Genomic DNA, 23350 nt, shown 5'->3' with positions numbered 1-23350 from the left:
TCCTTGAATGGATAAAACTGGAGACAACATGACCACCATCGGCATGATCGGCATCGGCATGATGGGCCACGGCATTGCCAGCAACTTGCTCAAGCACGGGCAAAGCCTGACGGTGCTGGAGCACCCCGGCAATCAGCCGCTGGACGCCCTGCTGGCTGCAGGCGCGCGCAGCTGCAACACGCCCCAAGCCCTCGCCGCGCAATCGGATGTGATCATTTTGTGCGTGACGGGCACGCCCCAAGTTGAGGCGGTGTTGCTGGGCGAAGACGGTGTCTTGAAGGGCCTGCGCCCCGGCACCATCGTCATCGACTGCTCCACGGCCGTGCCCGCCTCGACTGAAAAAGTCGCGGCCCTGGTCATCGCTCAGGGCGGACAGTTTCTCGATTCGCCCATGACGCGCACCCCCAAAGAAGCCGCAGAAGGCCGCCTCAACTTGTTGGTGGGCGGCGACGCGGACTTGTTTGAGCGCTGCCGCCCCATCCTGGCCTGCTTTGCCGAAAACATCGTGCACACCGGCCCGATTGGCTCGGGCCACCGCATGAAACTGTTGCACAACTATGTGTCGCTGGGCACCGTGACCCTGCTGGCCGAGGCTGCAGCCTGCGCCCAACGTGCGGGGGTGGATGCCCATACCTTTGTGGAAGTGCTGTCCAAAGGCGGCGGCTGGGGCGCGGCGCTGGACCGCCTGAAACCCATGATCACCGCTGGTGAAACGTCTGGCCTGCGGTTCAGCATGAGCAATGCACTCAAAGACCTGAGTTACTACCACCAGATGGCCACCGACACGCAGGCCGAGCGCACGGTGGCCGAGGCCATCAAAAACACGCTGCAAACGGCTTGCCATGAAGGCGATCCGCAAGCCCTGGTGCCCGAGTTGGTCACGCTGCTGGCCAAGCGACAGAACCACTGAGCTCAGGTCAGCCACTTCAGGCTGACCGACCACACCGATCAGCCTATCTTTACGGCGCCAACACCAAGGCCTTGACGGTGGTGCTGCCCGCCACCCCCAAGTCCAGCACGGGGTTGGTGCTTTGCGTGGTGTAGCCGGTGGCCGTTCCAGTCAGGTTGTAGCGCCCGGCCACCATGCTGTCGGTGGTGAACACCAAGGGCGATCCCGACACATAAGGCGCCTTGACGGCTGCAGCCAAGGGCAAGGCCAGCGAGTACTCGGCCGTAACAGGGTCCACGCCCATGGATGCCACCTGCACAGACTGGCCCGTGCTGAGCGTCTGGCTGGCCGAGACCCGCGCATCGGTCAGCAGCGCGCTGCTGAAACTGACCACACCCGCGACCGAGGCCATGGCCGAGACGCTGGGCACGATCGGGGTTTGCGCCGTGTTGAGCCTGGTCACGCCCATGGCCAAAGACACCGGCACGTTGGTGATGGCCGCTGTGCTCAGGTTTTGGCCGGCCACCACCACGGTGTAGCTGGTGTTCTCGGGCAAATAAGCCAAGGTGAATTTGCCGGTGACGGGGTTGGGCACGGTGGCGCGCACGTTGTTGTCTGGATCGCGTGTGGACACGACCACACCAGATGCCACAGCAGGGTCTACAAAACCCTCGATGGCTGTGGTCAGCCGCGGAATCACCGCCACCACGGGCTTGAGGTTGTAGCGCCCGGAAGCCCCGGCCTTGACGATGGATCGGCAGGCGTCAAAGTCCAGCACCATGTCGGCCACCTGCCCGCTCTGCACATCAAAACGTGCTTGCAGTTTGAAGCCGCTTTGCTGCGCGCTGGGCGTGGTCAAAGGAATTTCGGAATTGCTGCCCGACAGCACCAGCGCATTGGCCAAGGGGTTGGCCGTGGTGGGGTTGGCCGGGTTCTCGGCCAGCAGCAGACGCAGCTGCTGGTAATTGCCCACGGGCAAAGGCAGTGAGCCCAATTCTTGCAACACGCCGTTGGTGAGCGACAGCAAATCGATGCGCTGGGTGGGGATGCTCAACTCGCGCCAGCCCAAGAGCTCGGTCCCGTCGGCGGCCGTGCTTTGGTGCACGCGGATTTTGTTCACCGTGACATACACGTGGTCATAGCCGCAAGCCGGTGCATCGGTCATGGCCAGATTGAGTGTGCCGGTGGGCGTGCCGTCGCCGCTGCCCCCGCAGGCCACCAAGCCAGCGGTGGCCAGCGCCAGGCTTGACCAAGCCCAAGCTTGGAGCGTTCGAAATTGGTGCTGCATGCCCATGGTGTGTTCCTGATTCAAAACGATGTCCCGCATCGTCTTGCGTTTCAGGCCCTGGGGCCATCCCACCAAAGGGGTGTTGGGGGTCGATCAGAGGGTGTAGCCCCATGGGTTTGGGTGCAGAACCCGTAGAACCCGCAAACAAGCCCTTGAGGGGCAAGGGCAGTGGCGGGGCGCTTTACCCGCCTGCCTTGGAAGCTTGAGATTTTTGGCGCTTGGCGATCTCGGCCTGAATGGCTTGCAAGGTCTTGGCGTCTGGGGTTTTCCAGTTGCCGCCAGACTGGTTGACCATGTGGTTCAACGCCTCGGCAAAGGCCTCCACCGACAAATCTGGCTTGCCGCCTTTGGCGGGCATACCTCTGACGCCGACATAGCCATGTGCGGTGAGCGTGACTTGGCCTTCACGGATCAAAGGCGCCCATTGGGCTTTGTTGCCCAATTGCGGCGACTTGGGGAAAGCCTGCCCGTGGCAACTGGCGCAAACGGCTTTGTAAGTGCCCTCGCCCGAGGCCCAAGCTGGCGCTGCCCCAAGAGCCGCACACACCATCAGCAAGTGGTAAATCGTTTTCATGCGATCTTTCGTGGATTCAAAACAAACACCATACCCCATCCGGGCAAAACTTTGGCAGGCCAAGCTCACACCAAAGGCACCGTCAGCTTTTGGATGACTGCAGCCGTGTCGGGCCTGACCCCGCGCCACCACGCAAAAGCCTCGGCCGCTTGTTCGGCCAGCATGCCTACGCCGTCGGCCAGATGGGTCACGCCCGCTTGCTGCGCCAGCTTCAAAAACGGCGTCAGACCTTTGCCATAGGTCAGGTCATAGGCCAGGCAGCCGGGGCGAAATACGCTGGCGGGCAAGGGTGGCAACTCGGCCGATAGACTGGACGAGCTGGCGTTGAGCACCACATCAAAAACACCTTGCACCGCTTCATACCCCAACCCCACCACCGGCACTTGGCCACTTTGGTGCTGCTGCGCCAAGGCCGCCAGCTCTTGCGCCTTGGCCACGGTGCGGTTGACGATCACCAGCTCGGCTGGGTGCTCGGCCAACAGCGGCAGCAAAGCCCCGCGCGTGGCGCCCCCAGCCCCCAAGATCAACACACGCCGCCCTTTCAACGGGCATTGCAGGTTGTGCACCACATCACGCACCAGCCCGACGCCGTCAAAGTTTTCGGCATAGACCTTGTCGCCCTCAAACTTCATCGCGTTGACCGCCCCGGCCATTTGTGCGCTGGGCGCGAGATCCGTGGCGTAAGCGAAAGCATCGAGCTTGAAGGGCGCTGTCACGTTCATGCCCCGCCCGCCACTGGCTCGGAATGCATCCACTGCTGCAGCAAAGCCATCTAAGGGCGCTAACAGCTTGGTGTAGTGGATGACTTGACCCATCACCTGCGCGAAGGCGGTGTGGATGAGGGGCGACTTGCTTTGTTCGATGGGGTTGCCGATCACGGCATAACGGTCAGAGATTGGATGAGTCATAAGGTGTTCCAGCCAGCGGCTGCATGAGATGGCCCTGATCTTAGCGGCCACGACAGCCCGCCTGATCAAGCTGAACCGCCTGACACCAATGCGTCAGAGCCTGTAGGCAACATGACCTAGATTGAAGGTGTATTCCCAGACAGGAGACCACCATGAACATGGCCAGAAAACTTTGGTCTTGCTTTTTCACTTTGCTTGTGGGTGTCGGCTTGAACGCGCATGCGCAAGAAACCCCCAAGAGCGGCAGCTGGATCGTCAAAGATTTCAAATTCCATACGGGTGAGGTGCTGCCTGAATTGCGCCTGAACTACACCACGCTGGGTGACCCCAAAAACGAAGCGGTGTTGATCTTGCACGGCACCGCAGGCTCTGGCGAAGGCATGCTGGGCGCCAACTTTGGTGGCGCGCTGTTTGGGCCGGGCCAGATCATGGATGCCAAGCGATATTTTGTCATCCTGCCCGATGCCATTGGCACGGGCAAGTCCAGCAAACCATCGGACGGTTTGCGTGCGAAATTCCCCGCTTACAACTACGACGACATGGTCAATGCTCAGCATCGATTGGTGACCGAGCATTTGGGCATTCGCCATTTGCGTTTGGTGCTGGGCAACTCCATGGGCGGCATGCAAACTTGGATGTGGGCCGTGAAATTCCCCGACATGATGGACATCGCTGTGCCCATGGCGTCTTTGCCCTCAGCCATGTCCGGGCGCAATTGGATGCTGCGCCGATTGATGACCGAGTCGATTCGCAAAGACCCACTTTGGATGGGTGGCAATTACAAAGAGCCACCGCCGAGCTGGCAGTTGGCATCGGTATTTTTCGCCACGGCCACCAACGGCGGCAACCAAGGCCTGCAAAAAATAGCACCGTCCAGCGACAGAGGCGATGCTTTGCTCAAGCAACGCCTGACAGCCCGCATGCCAGGGGATGCAAACGACCACCTGTTTCAATGGGAATCGTCCAAAGACTACGACCCCTCTGCCAACTTGGAGCGCATCAAGGCCACGGTGTTGGTGATCAACTCCGCCGACGACGAGCGTAACCCGCCCGAGTTGGGTATTTTGGAAAAGGCCTTGCCACGGATCGCCAAAGCCAAAGCCCTGATCATCCCAGGCAGTCCGGACACCTTGGGCCACGGCACCACAGGCAACGCACGCTTTTGGCAAAAAGAGGTGGGCGAACTTTTGCAATCCACACCCCCACGTCCGCGCTGAACTGACAGCTTGAAGATGGGGGCTGAATTTTTCAGGGCTCAGTGCCGCCCCACCAGGCGAAACACCACACCCCCCAAGACCACCACACCGGCAGCGGCGGCGCTGAAGGCATAGGCCAGCCAGCCCATGTCCACACTTTGCGCCATCAATAAGACACCGGTGGACTGGCCAAAAAACAGCGAACTGGCAAACAAAGTGACGGCAGTGCCCCGCGCAGCTGGCGCCATTTGGGTGGCTTGCACTTGCAAGGTGTTGTGCAGCATGTAAAAGCCAAGCCCAGCCATGCCGCAGGCCAACATGCCCATCCAAGGCAAAGTACCCCACGCCAATAAAAGCATGCCTGTGGCCACCAAAGCAGCCCCGGTTTTGACCAAGCCGCGCTCACCCAACCAGGCCAGCCAACGACGCGCCATTTGGCTGTAAAGCAAGCCGCCCACCCCATACAGCATCATCACCGAGCCTGCGGCCACCACACTCAAGTCATAGTGCTGGTGCAAATGCGTGGGCATGAAAGCCATGGTGCCAAACACCAAAGCGCCCTCGGTCGCCGTGACACCCAAAACCCAACGCACACGCGGCGTGGCCAACAACTGCCCGGTGTTGCGAAAAGAGGCCCACAAACCGGGCGCATCCGCTGACACGGGCATGGCCTGACCCCGCAGCAGCTTGAGCAGCAGCCCAGCCGCCATGGCGAACAAGATCGCCAAGACCACGAATGCGCCACGCCAGCCCAAAGTGTCGGCCGTCAAGCCACCAAACCACAAGCCGCTCATCATGCCAATCACCGTGGCGCTCATGAGTTTGGCCAAGGTTTCCTGACGCCGCTCATAAGGCACACGGTCACCCACCCATGCCATGGACAGAGGAATCACACCTGCCGCCGCCGCACCCATGAAGCCACGCATGATGACCAGCATGGGCAGGCTGACAGACAGTGCGGTGATGGCGCTGAACACGGCACACGCCAAGATCGCCAGAGACACCACCCGCAATTTGCCAAATCGGTCCCCTAAGGGCCCGAAAAACAGCTGCGACAGTCCGTACACCACGGCATAAACCGAGACCACCGCCGATGCATCGCCGGTGCTGACTTGGAACTCCTCGCTGAGCACCACCAGCATCGGGTCGCAAATGCGCATCGATGCCATGCTGGCAAAGCCCGCCAGGCCCAACAACTGAAGGTGCTGGCGTTCTTGCGCTGGCGTCAAAGTGAGCACGCTCAAGCCAATTGCTGTTCGAGATCGTGCAAGACCTGGTAGCAAGGCAAGACCTGCGCGATGCTCGAATTGGGCTCACGGCCCTCACGGATCGCAGCAAAGAACTCGCGGTCTTGCAACTCAATGCCGTTCATCGACACATCCACTTTGGACACGTCGATCTTTTCTTCCTTGCCGGTGAACAAATCGTCGTAACGCGCCAAATAAGTGCCGGTGTCGCCGATGTAGCGGAAGTAAGTGCCCAGCGGACCATCGTTGTTGAAGCTCAACGACAAAGTGCAGATCGCACCATTGGCCGCTTGCAGCTGAATGCTCATGTCCATGGCAATGCCTAAAGCGGGATGGATCGGGCCTTGAACCGCATTGGCTTTGACGATGGGGCTGCCGCACTGATAGGCGAACAGATCGACCGTGTGCGCAGCGTGGTGCCACAACAGGTGGTCGGTCCAACTGCGCGCCTGACCCAAGGCGTTCATGTTGGTTCTGCGGAAAAAATAGGTTTGCACATCCATCTGCTGGATGTTGAATTCACCGGCCTTGATCTTGTGGTTGACCCACTGGTGGCTGGGGTTGAAACGGCGGGTGTGCCCCACCATGGCCACCAACCCGGTTTGCTGTTGCACACGCAAAACTTCTTGGCCTTCTTTGTAGACATCGCACAGCGGGATCTCGACCTGCACATGCTTGCCCGCATTCAGGCAAGCCAGGCTCTGGCTGGCGTGCATCTGCGTGGGTGTGCACAAAATCACGGCGTCGACTTCTTTCAGCGCCAAGGACTCGTTCAGGTCGGTGGTGACGTGGGCAATGCCGTATTTGTCGGCCACTTCTTGGGTTTTGGCAAACTCGCGGCCGATCAGCGAGACCACTTCAACGCCGTCGATGTTTTGGATGCCGTCCAAGTGTTTGATGCCGAAGGCACCTGCGCCAGCGAGGGCGACTTTGATGGTTTGAGTCATGGGTGAAACCTCTCAGGTGTTTTCAAGGATGACGTGCCCGACCGCCGTGTTGCTGGCGGGCACATGGTAGAAACGGTGACGCAGTTGAGGCGCTGGGCCCGTGGCTTGGCCACTTTCAATATCGCTCATCGCCCCCCGAGCGATCAGCCACATGACCAGCTCGATGCCTTCACTGCCTGCTTCGCGCACATAGTTGATGTGGGGTGTGGCCGCACAGGCTGCCGGGTCTTTGATCAACTGGTCCAGCCAAGCGTTGTCCCATGCGCGGTTGATCAGGCCTGCGCGCGCACCCTGCAGCTGGTGGCTCATGCCGCCCGTACCCCAAATTTGCACGTTCAGGTTTTCGTCAAAACTTTCTACCGCTTTGCGTATGGCCTGACCCAGATTGAAGCAGCGCTGGCCGCTGGGCACGGGGTACTGCACCACATTCACCGCAAATGGAATGACCGGACAAGGCCACGCGCCCTGCTTGGGGTCTTGCTCACCACACATGAGCGACAGTGGAACCGTCAGGCCATGGTCCACATCCATTTTGTTGACGATGGTCAGGTCAAAGTCTTGCTGAATGACCGACTGCGCAATGTGGCTGGCCAGCTCAGGATGGCCTTTGACCACGGGCACCGGACGTGGCCCCCAGCCTTCGTCTGCCGGCAAGTACTGGGCCGCCGTGCCGATGGCAAACGTCGGGATCAGGTCAGAGCTGAAGGCGGTGGCGTGGTCGTTGAACACCAAGATGATCACGTCGGGACGGTTGTCTTTCATCCACTGCTTGGAGAAGTCATAGCCCGCAAAAACGGGTTTCCAATAGTCTTCTTGCGTCTTACCCAAGTCCATGGCTGCGCCAATGGCAGGCACATGCGAGGTGTAAACGGATGCGGTAATTTTGGCCATGTTTATGCTTTCTTCCCGGCTGCGCCTTGGGGCTGGTTCTGCGCTTGGGCGCTGCCGTTTTCGCCAATGTAGCGGTTGCCTTCCACGCTGCGTCCGCCTGCAATCATCATGTTGCGGTATTCCTCTTCGGTCATACCGGTCATAGAGCCCGCCATCTGCTGAAAACTCTTGCCGTCGGTCGCACCAATTTTGGCCAAAAAGTAGATGTTGCCGCCCGTGCGCATGCACCAGTTCAGGTCGCGCGCCAGCACCGCCTGCTTTTGCTCTTCGCTCATCTCCCACTCGTCGAGATAAGCCCGCTCGTTGGCCTTGAAGCGTTCGCGGTTCTCGGCCTTCATCAGGGACATGCAAAACTGGTTGAGCCAGTAGCCTTTGCGCGATTGCTCGGCGTCAAAGATGATGGTGCCGGGCACATCCAAATAGGGTTTGTCGAGGGCCATGGTTCAAGCTTTCACTTCTTCCGGCCAATAAAGGCGCATGGGGTTGTCCACCAGCAGTTTTTTTTGAAGCGCTGCGGTTGGGGCGATGTGCGGGATGAAATCCACCAAGAGGCCGTCGTCGGGCATGTGGTCTTTCAGATTGGGGTGGGGCCAGTCGGTGCCCCAGAGCACGCGGTCGGGAAACTCTTCCACGATGCGCTTGGCAAATGGGATCACGTCTTGGTAGGCATTTTGCTCACCGTTCAAAGCCTTGGGGCCGGTCACCGACAGCCGCTCGGGGCAAGACACTTTGCTCCACACATTGCTGTGTTCGCGCATGAACTTCTGGAACAGCGCGAACTGCGGGCCGTCCACCGGCAACGACACATCGGGCCGCCCCATGTGGTCCACCACCACCGTGGTGGGCAGCGCGGTGAAAAAGTCCCACAGCTCGGGCAGGTCCACCGCTTCAAAGTAGATGACCACATGCCAGCCCCACTTCTGGATGCGGCCAGCGATTTCCAGCAGTTCATCCTTGGGTGTGAAGTCCACCAAGCGCTTGACGAAGTTGAAGCGCACACCTCGCACGCCCGCGTCGTGCATGGCCTGGATTGCTTCGTCGGTCACGCTGCGCTTGACCGTGGCCACGCCGCGCGCCTTACCGCCTGAATGAAGCAGTGCATCGACCAGCGCCCGGTTGTCTGCCCCGTGGCAAGTGGCTTGCACCACCACATTGCGCGCAAAACCCAAATGGTCGCGCAACGCAAACAGTTGGTGTTTAGAGGCATCACAAGGCGTGTATTTGCGCTCGGGCGCATAAGGGAACTCTGCGCCGGGGCCGAACACATGGCAGTGCGCATCGACCGCGCCTGCGGGCAGTTTGAATGTAGGCTTGGACGGACCGGTGTACCAGTCCATCCAGCCTGCGGTTTTGGTGAAGTCACCAGATGTAGGTTTGCTCATGAAATTTCTCAATCAGAACTGAAGTTCCAGGGCTCAAGGCGCTGCCGTGGTGCCGCGCAAACCCGCTCGTTGCACAGATTTTTGCAATTGACCGTTCTCACGGATCTGCTCCGCGAACGCATTCACAAAAGGTCGTCCAGCATCGCGGCCCTTGGGGATGGCAATGGCCAAGTTTTCAAGGCCCCAGCGTCCCGCAAGGACTCGGGAACCGGTCAACTCGTCAGACATTTCAAACAAAATGCCTTTGTTGGTGGCAAAAGCATCGATGGTTTTTTGTTTGAGCATGTCCTGTGCTTGTTTGAGGCTCGCAGCGGGGACCACCTTGGCGTTTTTGAACTCACGCGTCAACACGCCTTGGGATGTACTGCCCTGACTCACACCCACCCGAACACCGGCCAGATCGATTTGCTCAATCAAGGCGATGGGCGAGTCTTTCATGACCAAGTAACCCAACTCCAACTGGACGAGTGGCCGGGTGAAGTCCATGTCGCGGGCACGCGCTTCTGTGGCATTGGTGACGGTGAAGTCAATTTGACCGGTTTTGAGCGCATCGAGAACAAGCGCCAGCCTCGGAAACTCGACAACCTGCACAGGGACACCGAGTTTCTGCGCCAAAAGAGGCCCCATTTCCAGTGAAACCCCGGCGCGCTGCCCCGTTTTGGCATCGACCACCAAGGAAGTGGGACTGCCTTGATAGACACCCACGCGCAGCGTACCGGTTGGTGCCAAAGCCTCACGAACTTTGAGATCTGGAAGCGTTTGGAAGCTGGCACAAGCGCTCAAAAAAACGGCAAATGCGATCAAGAGGGTGTTCAAAAATCTTCGCTTCAAAGGCATAGCATCTCCAGTCTTTCAGTTGATTCGGTCAGTTCAAAAAATGGCATCACCCAAGCTTCAGTCGATGTATTTCAGGCCCGCAGCCGCCAGCGGCTCGCGCATCTTGTACATGTCCAGACCCAGCACACCCGAGGCCAGCTTGGCGCGTTTTTCGCCTTCGTTGGCTTCACGGGCTTGTGCGGCCGCCAGCGTTTTGGCAGCCAGTGCCTGGGGCACACACACCACGCCGTCGTCGTCGGCCACGATCACGTCACCAGGGTGAACGACCATGCCGGCGCACACCACAGGGATGTTGACCGAACCAATGGTGGACTTGATGCAGCCCTTGCTGCTGATGGCTTTGCTCCATGCAGGGAAGTTCATTTTTTGCAGCTCTTTCACATCGCGCACGCCGGCGTCGATGATCAAAGCGCGTGCGCCTCTGGCCTGGAAAGAGGTGGCCAGCAGGTCGCCAAAGTAGCCATCGGTGCAATCGGCCGTGATGGCCGCGACCACGATGTCGCCGGGCTGAATCTGCTCGGCCACCACATGCATCATCCAGTTATCGCCAGGGTGCAGCAGCACCGTCACGGCCGTGCCCGAGACTTGCGCACCGGGATAGATGGGTCGCATGTATGGCTTCATGAGGCCGACGCGGCCCATGGCCTCGTGCACAGTGGCCGAGCCGAGTGCACCCAGGCCGTCAGCGGCTGCGCGGTCCGCGCGGGTGATGTTGCGGTAAACAACGCCGAGTTCGTACATATTCTTTCCTTTGTTAATCAGTTGGTGACAGAGCTAAAGATCTGTCACGCAAAGTCCTTAGATGCCTTTGGCCTTGAGTTGGTCGTCCAGACGCTTGAACACGCGGCGGGCGTTGCCTTCGTAGACCATGTAACGCTCTTCGTCGTTCAGGTTGGCTGTGGCTTGCACATAGCGCTTGGTGTCGTCAAAGTAGTGGCCGGTTTCGGGGTCAATGCCGCGCACCGCACCGATCATCTCGGAGGCAAACAAAATGTTTTTGACCGGGATCACCTTGGTCAACAAGTCGATGCCGGGCTGGTGGTACACGCAGGTGTCAAAAAAGATGTTGTTCAGCAGGTGCTCGGTCAGCAGGGGCTTTTTCAGCTCCTGCGCCAAGCCGCGGAAACGGCCCCAGTGGTAAGGCACGGCACCGCCGCCATGGGGGATCAAAAACTTCAAGGTCGGGAAGTCCTTGAAGAGGTCTGAGGTCAGGCACTGCATGAAGGCGGTGGTGTCGGCGTTCAGGTAGTGCGCGCCGGTGGTGTGAAAGCAGCTGTTGCAGCTGGTGCTCACGTGGATCATGGCGGGGATGTCGTACTCGACCATCTTCTCGTAAATCGGGTACCAGGCCTTGTCGCTCAGGGGTGGTGAAGTCCAGTGGCCGCCCGACGGATCGGGGTTCAGGTTGATGCCGACGTTGCCATATTGCTCGACGCATTTGACCAGCTCGGGAATGCAAGTAGCGGGGTCCACGCCGGGGGACTGCGGCAGCATGGCCGCAGGCACGAAATGGTCAGGAAACAGTTGCCCCACGCGGTAGCACAGCTCATTGCAAATCGCCGCCCATGTCGAAGAGACGTTGAAGTCACCGATGTGGTGCGCCATGAAGCTGGCGCGGGGACTGAAGATGGTGATGTCCGAGCCGCGCTCTTTCATCTTGGCCAGTTGGTTGAGCTCAATGCTTTCGCGCAATTCGTCGTCGCTGATCTTGAGCTCGGACACTTTGGGCATGGAAGATGGGTCTTTGATGCCCGCAATTTGTTTGTTGCGCCAGTCTTCCAGCGCTTTAGGGGCCGTGGTGTAGTGGCCGTGCACGTCGATGATCAAGGGTTTCGTTGGGCTCATGGTCAATCCTGATGGACAAAGGGTTGGTTCAGATTGTGCAGGCTCCTGGCGGACGACCCAAGCCTCCGGCCCATCTACCAGCTAGAACAAATTCGCATAACCCAGCATTAGGTATGACAAAATCAGATCAACAGAACGCCCTTTCCCTCAGATCCTCATGGACCTCAAACAACTCGAATATTTTGTGCGCGTGGCCGAACTGGGCAGTTTCACCCGTGCCGCCCAAGCTCTGAACATCGCCCAACCGGCCCTGAGCCGCCAAGTGCGACTGCTCGAAGTTGAGTTGCGGCAAAACTTGTTGGTCCGCAACGGGCGCGGCGCCACGCCCACCCAAGCCGGATTGCTGCTGCTGGAACACGGCCGAGGCATCCTGCACCAGGTGGAGCGGGCGCGAGAAGAACTGGGGCGGGTGCGCACAGGGCTTTCGGGCCGAGTGGCTTTGGGCCTGCCGCCCAGCGTGGCGCGAGTGCTCACGGTGCCCTTGACCCGCGCCTTCCGCGCCAAGATGCCCGAAGCCCAGTTGTCCATCAGCGAAGGCCTGTCGAGCGCCATGCAGGAAAACTTGCAAAACGGGCGCTTGGACATCGCCGTGCTCTACAACCCCAGCCCCATGCCGGGCATCGAACACACCCCTTTGGTCGCAGAAGAACTGCTGCTGGTGCAGCCGCGCCCGCCGGGCTTGCAAGAAGACCCGCCGCCACCCGCCATCCATCTGAAAGAAGTCGCCGCCCTGCCCCTGGTGATCCCCACCCGCCCCAACGCGATTCGCATGCACGTAGAGTCTGAAATGGCGGCCATCGGCTGCCGCCCCCTCATTGCGCTGGAGATCGACGGCGTGAGCGCCATCCTCGACTTGGTGGCCGACGGCGCGGGTTATGCCATCTTGCCGCGCAATGCCGTCATGCGCTCGGTTCGGCCTTCGGCATTTTCTGTTCGGCGCCTCCAACAACCGGCCCTGAACATCCAACTCACCACCGCCATCAGTGCGCAACGCCCCAGCACTTTGACGCAGCAAGCCACATTGGCCTTGTTGACCGAATTGGCTGTGCAGTGGCTCAACCCCAACTGATGCCCCAACCGACAGCGGGTCGGCTGTCAATTGAAGGGGTCAAACAGCTTGCACTGCCCAAGCGCCATCACAAATCGAGCACCAAGCGTGCCGTTTGGCTGCGAGAACAACACACCATGATGACATCGCCCTTGGCTTGCTCTTCGGGGGTCAAGTACATGTCCCAATGGTCGGGTTGACCCGCCAGCACCGGGGTCAGGCAGGTGCCGCACACGCCTTCAGAGCAAGAAAAAGGCACCTCATGTCCGGCGTCTTGCAGGACCTTGAGGATGGATTGGCTGGGCTGTACCTGCAAAGTTTTGGCACTTTTTTGCAAATGCAACTCAAAACAGCCATCGGAGGGCACCGGCGTTTGGGTCAGATCGGTCTGGCTCATGCGGTTTCTCCCTGGGCCTGCTCGGCTGCCAGCATGCGGTCAATGATGCGGCGCGACTGCACGCCGCCCGAATCGATGTTCAGCATGAGCAGTTTGCGGTCAGGCCACTGGTTGATGTTGGCTTGTTGCAATTGCAACATCTCCATGTCTTCGTTGAAGATGCCGCCCTGCCCTGCGCGGATTTTGTCCGTCAGCTCAGCATCGTGCGGCTTGAACTGACGTGCCATGCCCCAGTGGTACCAATGCGAAGTTTCGGTCTCGGGTGTGATGAAGTCCACCACCACGCTGTAGGCCTTGTGCTCGGGCGCAGCGTCAAAGCCGCCTTTGCCCGCCAGGGCCACACCCACGTCGATCATGATGTGGGTCGGTGGCGTGAAGCGGCAAATTTGCCAGCGGTCGACCTTGGCCTGCGGGTCCAGCCCGTTAGCGCTCATGGCCATTTGCCAAAACGGCGGGGCTTGAATGCCTTGCATGTGGCGCTGCAGGATGACCTGGTCGCCCTCCACCTTGGTTTCGCAAGGCGTTTCGTCGATTTCGGGCTGGCCGATGCTGTTGGCGTGCACATAGGTCTCGTGTGTCAAGTCCATCAGGTTGTCGACCATCAGGCGGTAATCGGCCTTGACGTGGTACAGCCCGCCGCCATAAGCCCATGCCGGGTTGTCAAAGAACTCGAACACCGGCATTTGGGCCACATCGGCCTTGGAGGGGTCACCTGGCCAGACCCAGACAAAGCCATAGCGCTGGGTCACGGCATACGCCTTGATGGCCGGAAAACCGCGCACGCGCTGACCCGGCATGTGCACGGTTTTGCCTTCGCAGCCCATCTCCAGGCCGTGGTAGCCGCACACCAGCTTGCCGTCGCACACTTTGCCCAGCGACAAAGGTGCGCCGCGGTGCGGGCAAAAATCTTCGACCGCGGCAACTCGGCCGTCCGGGCCTTTGAAAAAAACCATCTTCTCGTTGCAGATGGTGCGTCCCAAAGGCCGGGTGCCCATGCCCTCGAGTTCGGCCTCGGTGCAGGCCACATACCAAGTGTTTTTGATGAACATGCATTACCCCTTTTTTCGAATGAGTTGAACACCCGGCGTGGCCGCGTGTTGTGGATTTTGGAGGGCCAGACTCAGGTGTTGACGGGCGATGCGCGAGTGTTCGCGCACCAAGGCTTCGGCGCGCCCGGCCTCGCGCTGCGCAATCGCTTGAAGCACTTGCCGGTGCTGGTGCTGAGCCACCACCAAGGTATCGCGTGCACCTGGCTTGTGGGCCTGAACACCGACAAAACCAGAAGGCGATGCGAAAGGCCAGCTGCAAGCCCGCTCGATCTCCCGCGCCAACACGCTGCTGTCGGCCATGTCCGACAAGAGCTTGTGAAATTGCGCATTCAAGCGCACATAGCCCGAAAAGGCCTCGTCGTCCAAACCGCCTTCACGCAAGAGCTCATCAATTTGGTCCAAGCAGGCACCCGCTTCACTGAGCAAGACCGGGGCCACGCCACGCTCCGCAGCCAAACGAGCCGCCAAGCCTTCCAGCGTGCCGCGCAGTTCGATGGCATCGGCCACTTCACCCTCGGAAAATGTTCGCACCGCATAGCCCCCGTGGGGCAAAGCCAACAGCAAACCCTCTTGGCCCAAACGCATCAAGGCCGCGCGGATCGGCGTGCGCGACATGCCCAAGCGCTCAACCATGGCCAACTCGGTGATGCGGGTGCCCGCAGACAAGTCGCCCGCCAAAATCAGTTCTCGCAGGCGCTGTTGGGCCTTGACGGCTTGAGAGCCGCCTTCCTCCGACCCATGAATGGCAGGGTCTAGCGTGGCCGTGTGAGAGATGGCGTGCATGCTGTTCAAAAAAACCAAATGGGTTGGGCTCAACCCCTCAATGTATACAAAAAAAACTTCAATGATTCTATTTTCGGCCAAAAACCCATCCAAAACCGCATCTTTGTATCCCAAAAATGCCGAGTTCCGCATGATGTCCTTGATAAAAAGCTGCATCAAACCCGTCTCCATGCCCATCAACGAGGCGCAAGGCGGTGACAATCAGGCCCACAAGGAGTGAGCCGACATGAATTTGCAATTGCTGGACTTTGACTGCAGTGACGACGCCGAGGGGGTGGTCTGTTGGGATGCTTTGGCACAACCGGCTCCTGCGTTCAACCCCGCTTTGCTTCAAGAGGTCGTTCAGGTCTTGGTCTGGGCCCACAGTTTTGACACCCAAGGCCCAGGCCCCCTGGAAAATGGCGCCAACTGGGACTTTGACCTTCAGATCACCTTGCTGCCCGAAGGCCAAGCACCGCAGGTGGTCGCCCCCCGCTTTGTGCCCAGCACCGGCCAGCTGAGCCTGATGCCTCAGCCCCAGGCCGACCAACACATGGCGCTCAGCCTGACCCTCAGCGGCACGCCAGCTTTTGTCCAAGCATTTTGCGAACAGTTCGATCTGGCATGAGCACTGCAGGGCCTCACCCAGACCCCACTGGGGCCACGGCGCCGGTCAGCTTCAGGCAGGCTTTGAGGTTTTGGTTTTGGCTGGGCTGCGTGAGTTTTGGCGGACCTGCCGCACAAATCGCCCTGATGCATGAGGAACTGGTGGTGCGCCGCAGGTGGATCTCTGAAAAACGCTACCTGCACGCCCTGAATTACTGCATGCTGCTGCCTGGCCCTGAGGCGCAGCAATTGGCCACCTACACCGGTTGGTTGATGCACGGCACGCGCGGCGGTCTTGCCGCAGGTGCCTTGTTTGTGCTGCCCTCTTTGGTGTTGTTGGTGCTGCTGAGCTGGGCTTACACCGCTTGGGGCAGTCACCCTTGGGGTCAGGCCTTGCTGTGGGGCCTGAAGCCTGCGGTGACCGCACTGGTTGTGCATGCGGCCTACCGCTTGGGGCTGCGCACCTTGAAAGCGCGCTGGTTGTGGGGGGTAGCGGCCTTGTCTTTGCTGGGCATGCTGTGGGGGCTGCCTTTTCCTTGGATCATTTTGGGCGCAGCAGCGGCTGGGTTTTACATGACCCGCACGGATGGGCCGCTTTCGCCAAGGCCTGCGCCATCGAGCGCTCAGCCCCATGGGTCGCCTCAAGCCGCACCCCATGCAGACCCCGACAGCCGCATGACTTGGCTGAACGATGAGACGCCGCAACCCGCCCACACCCGCTTCAGCCTCCCCCGTTTGCTGCGCGCCTTGGGCTTGGGGCTGGGTTTGTGGGCACTGAGCTTGGGGCTGCTCGCGCTGCTGTTGGGGCTGGGTCACGCCTTGACGCAAATGGGTGGTTTTTTTACAAAAGCGGCTGTGCTCACCTTTGGCGGCGCTTACGCGGTTTTGCCTTATGTGACGCAAGCGGCTGTCGACCAGTACGGTTGGTTGACCGCACCGCAAATGATGGATGGCCTGGCCTTGGGCGAAAGCACACCCGGGCCTTTGATCATGGTGGTGGCCTTTGTGGGCTTTTTGGGCGGACACAGCCAAGCCCTGCTCGGCCACCCGGTGCTGGGCGGCGTGGTGGCCGCCTGCGTGGTGACCTGGTTCACTTTTTTGCCTTCATTTGTCTTTATTTTGGCGGGTGGCCCTCTGGTCGAATCGACCCGCCACATGCCCTCGCTGGCTGGGCCACTGCAGGGCATCATGGCGGCTGTGATCGGTGTGATCGTTCAATTGGCTGGCGTTTTTGCAAGGCAAACCTGGCTGCCCGGCGGCTGGCACATGCTCCCAGATCTGGCGGCCATGGCCCTGACGGCATTGGCCACCTGGCTGTTGATCAAGCGCCAAATGGGCGTGGTCACTGTTTTGGGTGTTTGCACAGCTTTGGGCTTGATGCGCCCGTTTTTCACTTAACGCACCTGCATGACCGACGAATTCCAGATCGACATCCCGCCCTCTTTCATGGCCTTGTATGTGCCACCCGGCAAAATCAAACCCACATTGGGGCAGCGCGACCTGGCTGGGCGCTATGAGTTGTGCGAAGACTTGGCCAACTTGCTGACTGAAAAAGCCGCCAACCTGCAGTTCACCTTGGGCATCACCGAAGATTTGGTGTTGCAGCAATGCGAAACCGGTTTATTGACCTCGCCTGCCGTGGTCACGCCCCTGGAGGCGCGCTGGGTGGTGTGCCGCTTGGCCGAACTGCTCCATTGGCCCATGGACCTGCTGTTGCAAACACCCGTCTCAGCGCCGCAGGGGTCTGGACTGTGAGCGGGGCACACCCCGATTTGCAGCGGCTGTTGACCGCCCCCATCTTGCCCACTTTGTTGCGCATGGCTGCGCCCAATGTGCTGGCCATGACCATGTCGGTGCTGGTGGGCGTGGCCGAGATTTATTTTGTGGGGCAACTGGGCACAGCACCCTTGGCGGCCATGGCTTTGGTCTTTCCGTTTGCCATGCTCACGCAGATGCTGTCTGCGGGCGCCATGGGCGGCGGCGTGTCGGCGGCCATCAGCCGAGCCTTGGGCGCAGGCAACCTGGTTCGGGCCCACTCCTTGCTGCAGCATGCCCTGGTGATTGGTCTGAGCGCGGGTGTCTTGTACAGCCTGATTTTTGTGTGGGGTGGGCCTCACTTTTATGCCCTGCTTGGCGGGCAAGGAGAGGTCCTGCGAGAGGCGACTCAATATGGCCAGGTCTTGTTCTCAGGGGCTGTTTTGGTTTGGTTGCTCAACACACTGGCCTCGGTTTTACGCGGCACTGGCAACATGAAGACCCCATCGGTGATCTTGGTGGCAACAGCCGGACTGCAAATCGTGTTGAGCGGCGTCTTGGCTTTGGGCGCAGGGCCTTTTCCCGCCATGGGCATGGTGGGTTTGGCTTGGGGACACCTGATCGCCAGTGCGGCTGGCGTGGCCTATTTTTGGGTTTATCTGGTGCAAGGGCAAGGCCGCTTGCAGTTGAAAGTGCAGCGGTTTGCGCTGCAAAAAAACATGTTTTCCGACATCCTCAAAGTCGGTGCCGTCGCCTGCTTGTCGCCGGTTCAATCGGTATTGGCCATCTTGGTTTTCACGGGTCTGTTGGCGCAACAAGGCACCGAAGCCCTGGCCGGTTACGGCATTGGGCAGCGCTTGGAGTTTTTATTGATCCCGATCGCATTTGGCATCGGCGTGGCGGCTGTTCCCATGGTGGGCATGGCCATGGGCGCTGGCCTGGTGGACCGCGCACGGCGGGTCGCCTGGACGGCAGGCGGTGTATCGGCCTTCAATTTGGGATTGATCGGCGCCGTGGTCACATTCGCACCCGACCTGTGGGCCCGCATGTTCACCCAAGACGAGGCGGTGCTGAGCTTTGCACGGCAATACTTGGTGACCGCCGGCCCCGCTTTTCCCTTTTTTGGCTTGGGCTTGACCTTGTACTTTGCGTCTCAAGGGGCAGGGCAAGTCATAGGCCCCGTGTTGGCGGGCACGGCACGGCTGGTGTTGGTGGCCGGTGTTGGCTATGTTTTGGCACAAAACCAAGGCACCGCCAGCCACTTTTACATGCTGGTGGCCGTGGCCATGGTGGCCTACGGCGTCCTGACCGCCGCAGCGATTTGGCTCACCCCTTGGGGTTCAAAACCAAGGGAAATCACCTAGATTCAACCGCCACTCATGTGGGGACAATATGATTATCAAGAATAACCTTATTGGCCTTTACGCCAAGCCCTCCTTGGAGCCATGAATGACCCTTTCTCCCTCTCTCGCGCCCAACCCCATCCTTGAACGTGCGGCAGCCAACGGCGTGGCCTTGGACATGCAAGGGGCTGTGGCGGTGGTGCGTTTGTGCCGTCCAGCCAAGCGCAACGCGCTGAACGACGGCCTCATCGAAGCGCTGCGCGACGTGTTTCAAAATTTACCTGCCCAAGCCCGTGCAGCAGTCATCCACGGTGAAGGCGATCATTTTTGCGCAGGGCTCGATCTGTCGGAGCTCAAAGAGCGCGATGCAGGTGAAGGCATTCACCATTCGCGCGGATGGCACGTGGCCCTGAATGCCGTCGAACAAGGCCGGGTGCCGGTGGTCGCCGCCCTGCACGGCGCGGTGGTGGGCGGTGGGCTGGAGCTGGCCAGCGCCAGCCACATCCGCGTCGCCGACGACAGCACTTTTTACGCTTTGCCAGAAGGCACCCGCGGCATTTTTGTGGGTGGCGGTGGCTCGGTGCGCGTGCCCAAACTCATTGGCACAGCGCGCATGGTCGACATGATGCTGACAGGCCGCGTGTACGACGCGCAAGAGGGCGAACGTGTGGGTTTTGCGCAATACCGGGTGCCCACAGGCTCGGCTTTGAGCAAAGCCATTGAGCTGGCGACACGCATCGCCACCAACGCGCCTTTGACCAATTTTGCGCTCACGCATGCCATGCCGCGCATTGCCGAACAACCCGCTGACCACGGTCTGTTCACAGAAGCCCTGATGGCCTCGATCGCCCAAGCGGCACCCGAGGCCAAAGCCCGCGTGCGTGCCTTCCTCGAAGGCAAAGCGGCCAAGGTCCAAAAAAGCTGAACACCCAGCCCCAACCGAGGCACTGACTCCATGAGCGACATTCAATTCCGCCCCCTGAAATTTGGCGTCACGCGCGTGGCCCTCAAAGACGGCGCCCCAGGCACCCGATACGTCCAAGCCGACCAAGCGCTGCAAGATTACCCCGACCGGTTGACCGACCGGCTGCAGCATTGGGCGCAAGTCAAGCCACAGCACACCTTCATGGCGCGGCGTGTCCCGCAAGCCGATGGCACCTGGGGCGACTGGAAACACCTGACCTACGGACAGGCTTGGCACACCGCACGCAACATTGCGCAAAGTCTGATCAACCGAGGCTTGAACACCGAACGGCCCGTCGTCATCCTGAGCGAGAACAGCCTGGAACACGCGCTGTTGGCTTTGGGTTGCATGCTGGCCGGCGTGCCTTTTGTGCCGACTTCCCCGCCCTACTCCTTGGTCAGTGTTGATTACGACAAACTCAAGCATGTGCTGCGCACCGTCACACCGGGCTTGGTGTTTGCGTCGGATGAACGCTACGCCAAAGCCATCGCCGCAACGGTCAGCCCTGACATGGAAGTGGTCATGGCACAAGGCACGGTGCCTGGCCACAACACCACCTCATTTGACAGCTTGTGCGACACACCGGCCACCGCGCAAGTAGACGCTGCGATTGCAGCCACCGGACCGGACACCATTGTTAAATTTTTGTTCACCAGCGGATCGACCAAGCTGCCCAAGGCTGTGATCAACACACAAAGACTGTGGTGTTCCAACCAAAAGCAAATGGCTCAATCCATGCCCGTTTTGGCCGACACGGAGCTGGTGCTGGTGGACTGGCTGCCGTGGAATCACACCTTTGGCGGTAACCACAACTTTGGCATGACGGTGTTCCATGGCGGCACCTTGTACATCGACGATGGCAAGCCCACACCGGCCCTCATCCCAGAGACTCTGCGCAATCTGCGCGAAATTGCCCCCACGGTTTACTTCAATGTGCCGACGGGTTTCGACGCCATTGCCAGCGCCATGAAAACCGACGACGCGCTGCGCAAAACCTTGCTCTCGCGGGTGCAAATGTTTTTCTATGCCGGGGCGGCATTGGCTCAACCGATTTGGGACAGCCTGTACGAATCACAAGAGCGAGAAGTGGGTGAGCGGATTGTGATGACCACGGGTTTGGGCATGACCGAATCGGGTCCATTTGGTATTTTTGTCACCAACCCCAACGTCAAGGCGGGTGATTTGGGCGTGCCCACCCCGGGCATGGAACTCAAACTGGTGGACATGCAAGGCAAGACCGAGGTGCGCTACCGCGGCCCCAACGTCACACCCGGTTATTGGCGCGCACCGCAAGAGACCGCCGACGCTTTTGACGAAGAAGGGTTCTTCAAAACCGGCGATGCCGTCCAATGGATCGACGAAACCAACCCACACTTGGGTTTGAAATTTGACGGCCGGATTGCCGAAGACTTCAAGCTGGCCACGGGCACATTCGTCAGCGTGGGCCCTCTTCGGGCCAAGATCATCTCTTTGGGCGCGCCCTTCATCCAAGATGCAGTCCTGACAGGCATCAACCTGAAAGAAGTCGGTGCCATGATCTTCCCAACTCCCGCCGTGCGCAGTTTGTGCGACTTGCCCGCCGGGGCCCCTTTGGCCGATGTGCTGGCATCACCTGCCGTGCTGGCCAAGTTTCAAGCCATCGTCAATGAACTGGCGCAAACCGCCACGGGCAGCGCCAACCGCATTGCCCGCCTTTGCCTGCTGAGTGAGCCACCCACCATCGACAAAGGCGAGATCACCGACAAAGGCTCGATCAACCAGCGCTCGGTGCTGGCGCACCGTGCCGACCAAGTGGCCGCTTTGCACGCAGATGGCTTGCCCAACATCCTCAAACCCCAATGACTCCCATGTAGGAGCCCATCCTGTGGGCGATTAGCCGCTGGACAAACCGAAGGGGATCGCCCACGGGGTGGGCTCCTACACAACATAGAAAGAAAACCATGAGCGCCAAAGGATTTTTCAACGCATTTGCCGATGTGTGGATGCACGAGGGCGTGCGCACGCCCATGGTCGATTACTGCGGGGCTTTGGGCCACATCTCGCCCACGGACCTGGGCATCAAAGCGGCGCGCGAGGCGCTCAAGCGCGCGGGCATCGCGCCGAGCGAAATCGGCTCGGTGATTACCGGCAACATGGCCCCGGGCGACTTCGACCAGTTTGTGCTGCCACGCCACATCGGCCTTTACGCAGGCGTACCGCAAGAGGTACCCGCCATCATGGTGCAGCGCATTTGCGGCACCGGCTTTGAGCTGTTTCGACAAGCTGGCGAACAAATTCAAGCGGGGGTGTGCGATGCCGCCTTGGTGGTCGGCACCGAGAGCATGACGCGCAACCCGATTGCTGCTTTTGACCACCGCACTGGCTTCAAGCTGGGCGCGCCCGTGGGTTTCAAGGATTTCATGTGGGAAGCCCTGAAGGACCCGGCCGCAGGCATCAACATGATCCAGACCGCCGAGAACCTGGCCAAAAAGTACAAGATCACCCGTGAAGAGGTGGACCAATTCGCCTCTGAATCGTTTGCCAAAGCGGTGGCCGCTCAAGCCGCAGGTTTTCATGCGGGCGAGATCGTGCCGGTGGTGACCGAAAAATTCGAGCTGGAAGGCTACATCGCTCGCGGCATCAAGCTGCAAGGCAAAGTGACCGAAGTCAGTGCAGACACGCACCCGCGCATCTCCCCTGCCGAGGTGCTGGGCAAGCTCCGGTCCGTTTACGAGGGCGGCGTGCAGACCGGTGGCAACAGCTCGGCCTTGGTCGATGCGGCAGCGGCCTGTGTGGTCACTTCGGGCGAGTTCGCCAAGAAATTGGCCAAAGCCCAAGGCAAAAAACCATTGGCCCGCGTGGTGGCCGCTGCGGCCGTGGGTGTGCCGCCCGAAATCATGGGCATTGGCCCGGCACCTGCCATCCGCTTGTTGCTCGAGCGCACCGGCTTGAAGCTGTCTGACATTGGCCGCTTTGAGATCAACGAAGCCCAAGGCGCGCAAACCTTGGCCGTAGGCCGCGAGTTGGGGCTGGACATGTCCAAACTCAACGTCAACGGCGGCGCGATCGCCCTCGGCCATCCCCTGGCCGCTACTGGCGTGCGCCTGACGATCACCTTGGCGCGCGAATTGCAACGCAGCGGCTTGCGCTATGGCATCTCCAGCGCATGCGTGGGCGGCGGTCAGGGCATTGCGCTCTTGATCGAAAACCCCGAAGCAGCATAACCCCCATGTAGGAGCCCACCCCGTGGGCGATGGGCGTGGCACACGCCCTAAAAAACCATCGCCCACAGGGTGGGCTCCTACAAAAAAAGAACAACATCTACAAAAGGAACTGACATGAACATCCAAGGACAAGCCGCACTGGTCACCGGCGGAGGCTCTGGTCTCGGTGAAGCCACGGCCCGCGAACTGGCAAGGCTCGGCGCCAAGGTCTAACGTGCT

Annotated in this window: 25 protein-coding genes and 1 pseudogene; 12 read left to right on the top strand and 14 right to left on the bottom strand. The window is 60.1% G+C overall.

All coding sequences use genetic code 11. The annotated features are described in order from the left end of the window. Nucleotides 1-28 precede the first annotated feature (28 nt). Nucleotides 29-910, top strand: a complete 882-nt coding sequence (locus tag B472_RS14680; RefSeq protein ID WP_019426955.1) for an NAD(P)-dependent oxidoreductase — start codon at nucleotides 29-31, stop codon at nucleotides 908-910. Between the two features lie 49 nt (nucleotides 911-959). On the opposite strand, the gene B472_RS14675 is transcribed toward B472_RS14680, so the two are convergent. From B472_RS14675 to aroE, 3 genes are all read right to left on the bottom strand, one after another. Next, nucleotides 960-2183, bottom strand: a complete 1224-nt coding sequence (locus B472_RS14675; RefSeq protein WP_026039535.1) for a DUF4382 domain-containing protein — start codon at nucleotides 2181-2183, stop codon at nucleotides 960-962. 175 nt (nucleotides 2184-2358) lie between these two features. Next, nucleotides 2359-2751 (bottom strand): cytochrome c5 family protein, encoded by a 393-nt coding sequence (locus tag B472_RS14670; RefSeq protein ID WP_116798700.1) that lies wholly within the window; start codon nucleotides 2749-2751, stop codon nucleotides 2359-2361. 65 nt (nucleotides 2752-2816) lie between these two features. Continuing rightward, a complete protein-coding gene (gene aroE, locus B472_RS14665; RefSeq protein WP_026039534.1) occupies nucleotides 2817-3647 on the bottom strand; it encodes a shikimate dehydrogenase in 831 nt (276 codons plus the stop codon). Between the two features lie 164 nt (nucleotides 3648-3811). Between aroE and B472_RS14660 the strand changes: the two genes are divergently transcribed. Next, nucleotides 3812-4876, top strand: a complete 1065-nt coding sequence (locus B472_RS14660) for an alpha/beta fold hydrolase (RefSeq protein WP_019426951.1) — start codon at nucleotides 3812-3814, stop codon at nucleotides 4874-4876. 38 nt (nucleotides 4877-4914) lie between these two features. On the opposite strand, the gene B472_RS14655 is transcribed toward B472_RS14660, so the two are convergent. The 8 genes from B472_RS14655 to B472_RS14620 form a co-directional block, all read right to left on the bottom strand. Further along, a complete protein-coding gene (locus B472_RS14655) occupies nucleotides 4915-6099 on the bottom strand; it encodes an MFS transporter (RefSeq protein WP_019426950.1) in 1185 nt (394 codons plus the stop codon). Next, nucleotides 6096-7049 carry a Gfo/Idh/MocA family oxidoreductase gene (locus B472_RS14650; RefSeq protein ID WP_019426949.1) on the bottom strand — a complete coding sequence of 318 codons (954 nt, stop codon included), beginning with the start codon at nucleotides 7047-7049 and terminating at the stop codon, nucleotides 6096-6098. Before B472_RS14650 ends, B472_RS14655 begins: the two co-directional genes overlap by 4 nt. A 12-nt stretch (nucleotides 7050-7061) precedes the next feature. Beyond that, a complete protein-coding gene (locus B472_RS14645) occupies nucleotides 7062-7940 on the bottom strand; it encodes a class III extradiol dioxygenase subunit beta (RefSeq protein WP_026039533.1) in 879 nt (292 codons plus the stop codon). Nucleotides 7941-7942: 2 nt separating this feature from the next. Continuing rightward, complete coding sequence (ligA, locus tag B472_RS14640; RefSeq protein ID WP_019426947.1) at nucleotides 7943-8380, bottom strand: protocatechuate 4,5-dioxygenase subunit alpha; 438 nt, start codon at nucleotides 8378-8380, stop codon at nucleotides 7943-7945. A 3-nt stretch (nucleotides 8381-8383) separates the two neighbouring features. Beyond that, entirely contained in the window at nucleotides 8384-9322 is a 939-nt protein-coding gene (locus B472_RS14635) for an amidohydrolase family protein (RefSeq protein ID WP_019426946.1), read from the bottom strand. Nucleotides 9323-9355: 33 nt separating this feature from the next. Further along, the gene (locus tag B472_RS14630; protein ID WP_238147454.1) at nucleotides 9356-10138 is read right to left on the bottom strand and encodes a transporter substrate-binding domain-containing protein; all 783 of its coding nucleotides are present in this window, start codon (nucleotides 10136-10138) and stop codon (nucleotides 9356-9358) included. Between the two features lie 78 nt (nucleotides 10139-10216). Then, entirely contained in the window at nucleotides 10217-10900 is a 684-nt protein-coding gene (gene ligK, locus B472_RS14625) for a 4-carboxy-4-hydroxy-2-oxoadipate aldolase/oxaloacetate decarboxylase (RefSeq protein WP_019426944.1), read from the bottom strand. 57 nt (nucleotides 10901-10957) lie between these two features. Next, nucleotides 10958-11986, bottom strand: coding sequence for an amidohydrolase family protein (locus B472_RS14620; RefSeq protein WP_026039532.1), 1029 nt, complete (start codon nucleotides 11984-11986; stop codon nucleotides 10958-10960). Nucleotides 11987-12161: 175 nt separating this feature from the next. On the opposite strand from B472_RS14620, the gene B472_RS14615 reads away from it, so the two are divergent. Then, entirely contained in the window at nucleotides 12162-13073 is a 912-nt protein-coding gene (locus tag B472_RS14615) for a LysR substrate-binding domain-containing protein (RefSeq protein ID WP_019426942.1), read from the top strand. 67 nt (nucleotides 13074-13140) lie between these two features. Here B472_RS14615 and B472_RS14610 read toward each other — a convergent pair whose 3' ends face one another. From B472_RS14610 to B472_RS14600, 3 genes are read right to left on the bottom strand one after another with little or no spacing between them, the layout of a single operon-like run. Then, nucleotides 13141-13449 (bottom strand): 2Fe-2S iron-sulfur cluster binding domain-containing protein, encoded by a 309-nt coding sequence (locus B472_RS14610; protein ID WP_019426941.1) that lies wholly within the window; start codon nucleotides 13447-13449, stop codon nucleotides 13141-13143. Beyond that, a complete protein-coding gene (locus B472_RS14605; protein WP_019426940.1) occupies nucleotides 13446-14498 on the bottom strand; it encodes an aromatic ring-hydroxylating dioxygenase subunit alpha in 1053 nt (350 codons plus the stop codon). The genes B472_RS14610 and B472_RS14605 overlap by 4 nt, the downstream gene beginning before the upstream one ends. A gap of 3 nt (nucleotides 14499-14501) precedes the next feature. Then, a complete protein-coding gene (locus B472_RS14600) occupies nucleotides 14502-15281 on the bottom strand; it encodes a GntR family transcriptional regulator (RefSeq protein ID WP_081504958.1) in 780 nt (259 codons plus the stop codon). Here B472_RS14600 and B472_RS16995 point away from each other — a divergent pair. From B472_RS16995 to B472_RS14560, 9 genes and pseudogenes are all read left to right on the top strand, one after another. Next, the gene (locus tag B472_RS16995) at nucleotides 15280-15501 is read left to right on the top strand and encodes a hypothetical protein (protein WP_133176109.1); all 222 of its coding nucleotides are present in this window, start codon (nucleotides 15280-15282) and stop codon (nucleotides 15499-15501) included. The genes B472_RS14600 and B472_RS16995 overlap by 2 nt on opposite strands. 6 nt (nucleotides 15502-15507) lie before the next feature. Beyond that, nucleotides 15508-15888 carry a hypothetical protein gene (locus B472_RS14595; RefSeq protein ID WP_019426938.1) on the top strand — a complete coding sequence of 127 codons (381 nt, stop codon included), beginning with the start codon at nucleotides 15508-15510 and terminating at the stop codon, nucleotides 15886-15888. Beyond that, nucleotides 15885-17264 carry a chromate efflux transporter gene (chrA, locus tag B472_RS14590; RefSeq protein WP_019426937.1) on the top strand — a complete coding sequence of 460 codons (1380 nt, stop codon included), beginning with the start codon at nucleotides 15885-15887 and terminating at the stop codon, nucleotides 17262-17264. The genes B472_RS14595 and chrA overlap by 4 nt, the downstream gene beginning before the upstream one ends. Nucleotides 17265-17273: 9 nt before the next feature. Next, a complete protein-coding gene (locus tag B472_RS14585; protein WP_019426936.1) occupies nucleotides 17274-17621 on the top strand; it encodes a hypothetical protein in 348 nt (115 codons plus the stop codon). 29 nt (nucleotides 17622-17650) lie between these two features. Next, the gene (locus B472_RS14580) at nucleotides 17651-18985 is read left to right on the top strand and encodes an MATE family efflux transporter (RefSeq protein ID WP_192877883.1); all 1335 of its coding nucleotides are present in this window, start codon (nucleotides 17651-17653) and stop codon (nucleotides 18983-18985) included. A 157-nt stretch (nucleotides 18986-19142) separates the two neighbouring features. Then, nucleotides 19143-19889 (top strand): crotonase/enoyl-CoA hydratase family protein, encoded by a 747-nt coding sequence (locus B472_RS14575; RefSeq protein WP_040505936.1) that lies wholly within the window; start codon nucleotides 19143-19145, stop codon nucleotides 19887-19889. Between the two features lie 30 nt (nucleotides 19890-19919). Further along, the gene (locus tag B472_RS14570; RefSeq protein WP_019426933.1) at nucleotides 19920-21770 is read left to right on the top strand and encodes a feruloyl-CoA synthase; all 1851 of its coding nucleotides are present in this window, start codon (nucleotides 19920-19922) and stop codon (nucleotides 21768-21770) included. 98 nt (nucleotides 21771-21868) lie between these two features. Continuing rightward, nucleotides 21869-23131 carry a thiolase family protein gene (locus tag B472_RS14565; RefSeq protein ID WP_019426932.1) on the top strand — a complete coding sequence of 421 codons (1263 nt, stop codon included), beginning with the start codon at nucleotides 21869-21871 and terminating at the stop codon, nucleotides 23129-23131. Between the two features lie 114 nt (nucleotides 23132-23245). Then, a pseudogene (locus B472_RS14560) lies at nucleotides 23246-23341 on the top strand (3-hydroxyacyl-CoA dehydrogenase); the annotation flags it as partial. Between the last annotated feature and the right edge of the window lie 9 nt (nucleotides 23342-23350).

Origin of the sequence: Limnohabitans sp. Rim28 (genome assembly GCF_000293865.2) — a bacterium.
GTDB lineage: Bacteria > Pseudomonadota > Gammaproteobacteria > Burkholderiales > Burkholderiaceae_C > Limnohabitans_A.
Note: the sequence above shows the minus strand (reverse complement) of the source record. Positions and strands in the feature narration are given on the sequence as shown.

Coding starts and splice junctions, on each gene's coding strand:
- B472_RS14680 (WP_019426955.1), top strand. CDS start 29: ATGACCACCATCGGCATGATCGGCATCGGCATGATGGGCCACGGCATT.
- B472_RS14675 (WP_026039535.1), bottom strand. CDS start 2,183: ATGGGCATGCAGCACCAATTTCGAACGCTCCAAGCTTGGGCTTGGTCA.
- B472_RS14670 (WP_116798700.1), bottom strand. CDS start 2,751: ATGAAAACGATTTACCACTTGCTGATGGTGTGTGCGGCTCTTGGGGCA.
- B472_RS14660 (WP_019426951.1), top strand. CDS start 3,812: ATGAACATGGCCAGAAAACTTTGGTCTTGCTTTTTCACTTTGCTTGTG.
- B472_RS14650 (WP_019426949.1), bottom strand. CDS start 7,049: ATGACTCAAACCATCAAAGTCGCCCTCGCTGGCGCAGGTGCCTTCGGC.
- B472_RS14645 (WP_026039533.1), bottom strand. CDS start 7,940: ATGGCCAAAATTACCGCATCCGTTTACACCTCGCATGTGCCTGCCATT.
- ligA (WP_019426947.1), bottom strand. CDS start 8,380: ATGGCCCTCGACAAACCCTATTTGGATGTGCCCGGCACCATCATCTTT.
- B472_RS14635 (WP_019426946.1), bottom strand. CDS start 9,322: ATGAGCAAACCTACATCTGGTGACTTCACCAAAACCGCAGGCTGGATG.
- ligK (WP_019426944.1), bottom strand. CDS start 10,900: ATGTACGAACTCGGCGTTGTTTACCGCAACATCACCCGCGCGGACCGC.
- B472_RS14615 (WP_019426942.1), top strand. CDS start 12,162: ATGGACCTCAAACAACTCGAATATTTTGTGCGCGTGGCCGAACTGGGC.
- B472_RS14610 (WP_019426941.1), bottom strand. CDS start 13,449: ATGAGCCAGACCGATCTGACCCAAACGCCGGTGCCCTCCGATGGCTGT.
- B472_RS14605 (WP_019426940.1), bottom strand. CDS start 14,498: ATGTTCATCAAAAACACTTGGTATGTGGCCTGCACCGAGGCCGAACTC.
- B472_RS16995 (WP_133176109.1), top strand. CDS start 15,280: ATGCTGTTCAAAAAAACCAAATGGGTTGGGCTCAACCCCTCAATGTAT.
- B472_RS14600 (WP_081504958.1), bottom strand. CDS start 15,281: ATGCACGCCATCTCTCACACGGCCACGCTAGACCCTGCCATTCATGGG.
- B472_RS14595 (WP_019426938.1), top strand. CDS start 15,508: ATGAATTTGCAATTGCTGGACTTTGACTGCAGTGACGACGCCGAGGGG.
- chrA (WP_019426937.1), top strand. CDS start 15,885: ATGAGCACTGCAGGGCCTCACCCAGACCCCACTGGGGCCACGGCGCCG.
- B472_RS14585 (WP_019426936.1), top strand. CDS start 17,274: ATGACCGACGAATTCCAGATCGACATCCCGCCCTCTTTCATGGCCTTG.
- B472_RS14575 (WP_040505936.1), top strand. CDS start 19,143: ATGCAAGGGGCTGTGGCGGTGGTGCGTTTGTGCCGTCCAGCCAAGCGC.
- B472_RS14570 (WP_019426933.1), top strand. CDS start 19,920: ATGAGCGACATTCAATTCCGCCCCCTGAAATTTGGCGTCACGCGCGTG.
- B472_RS14565 (WP_019426932.1), top strand. CDS start 21,869: ATGAGCGCCAAAGGATTTTTCAACGCATTTGCCGATGTGTGGATGCAC.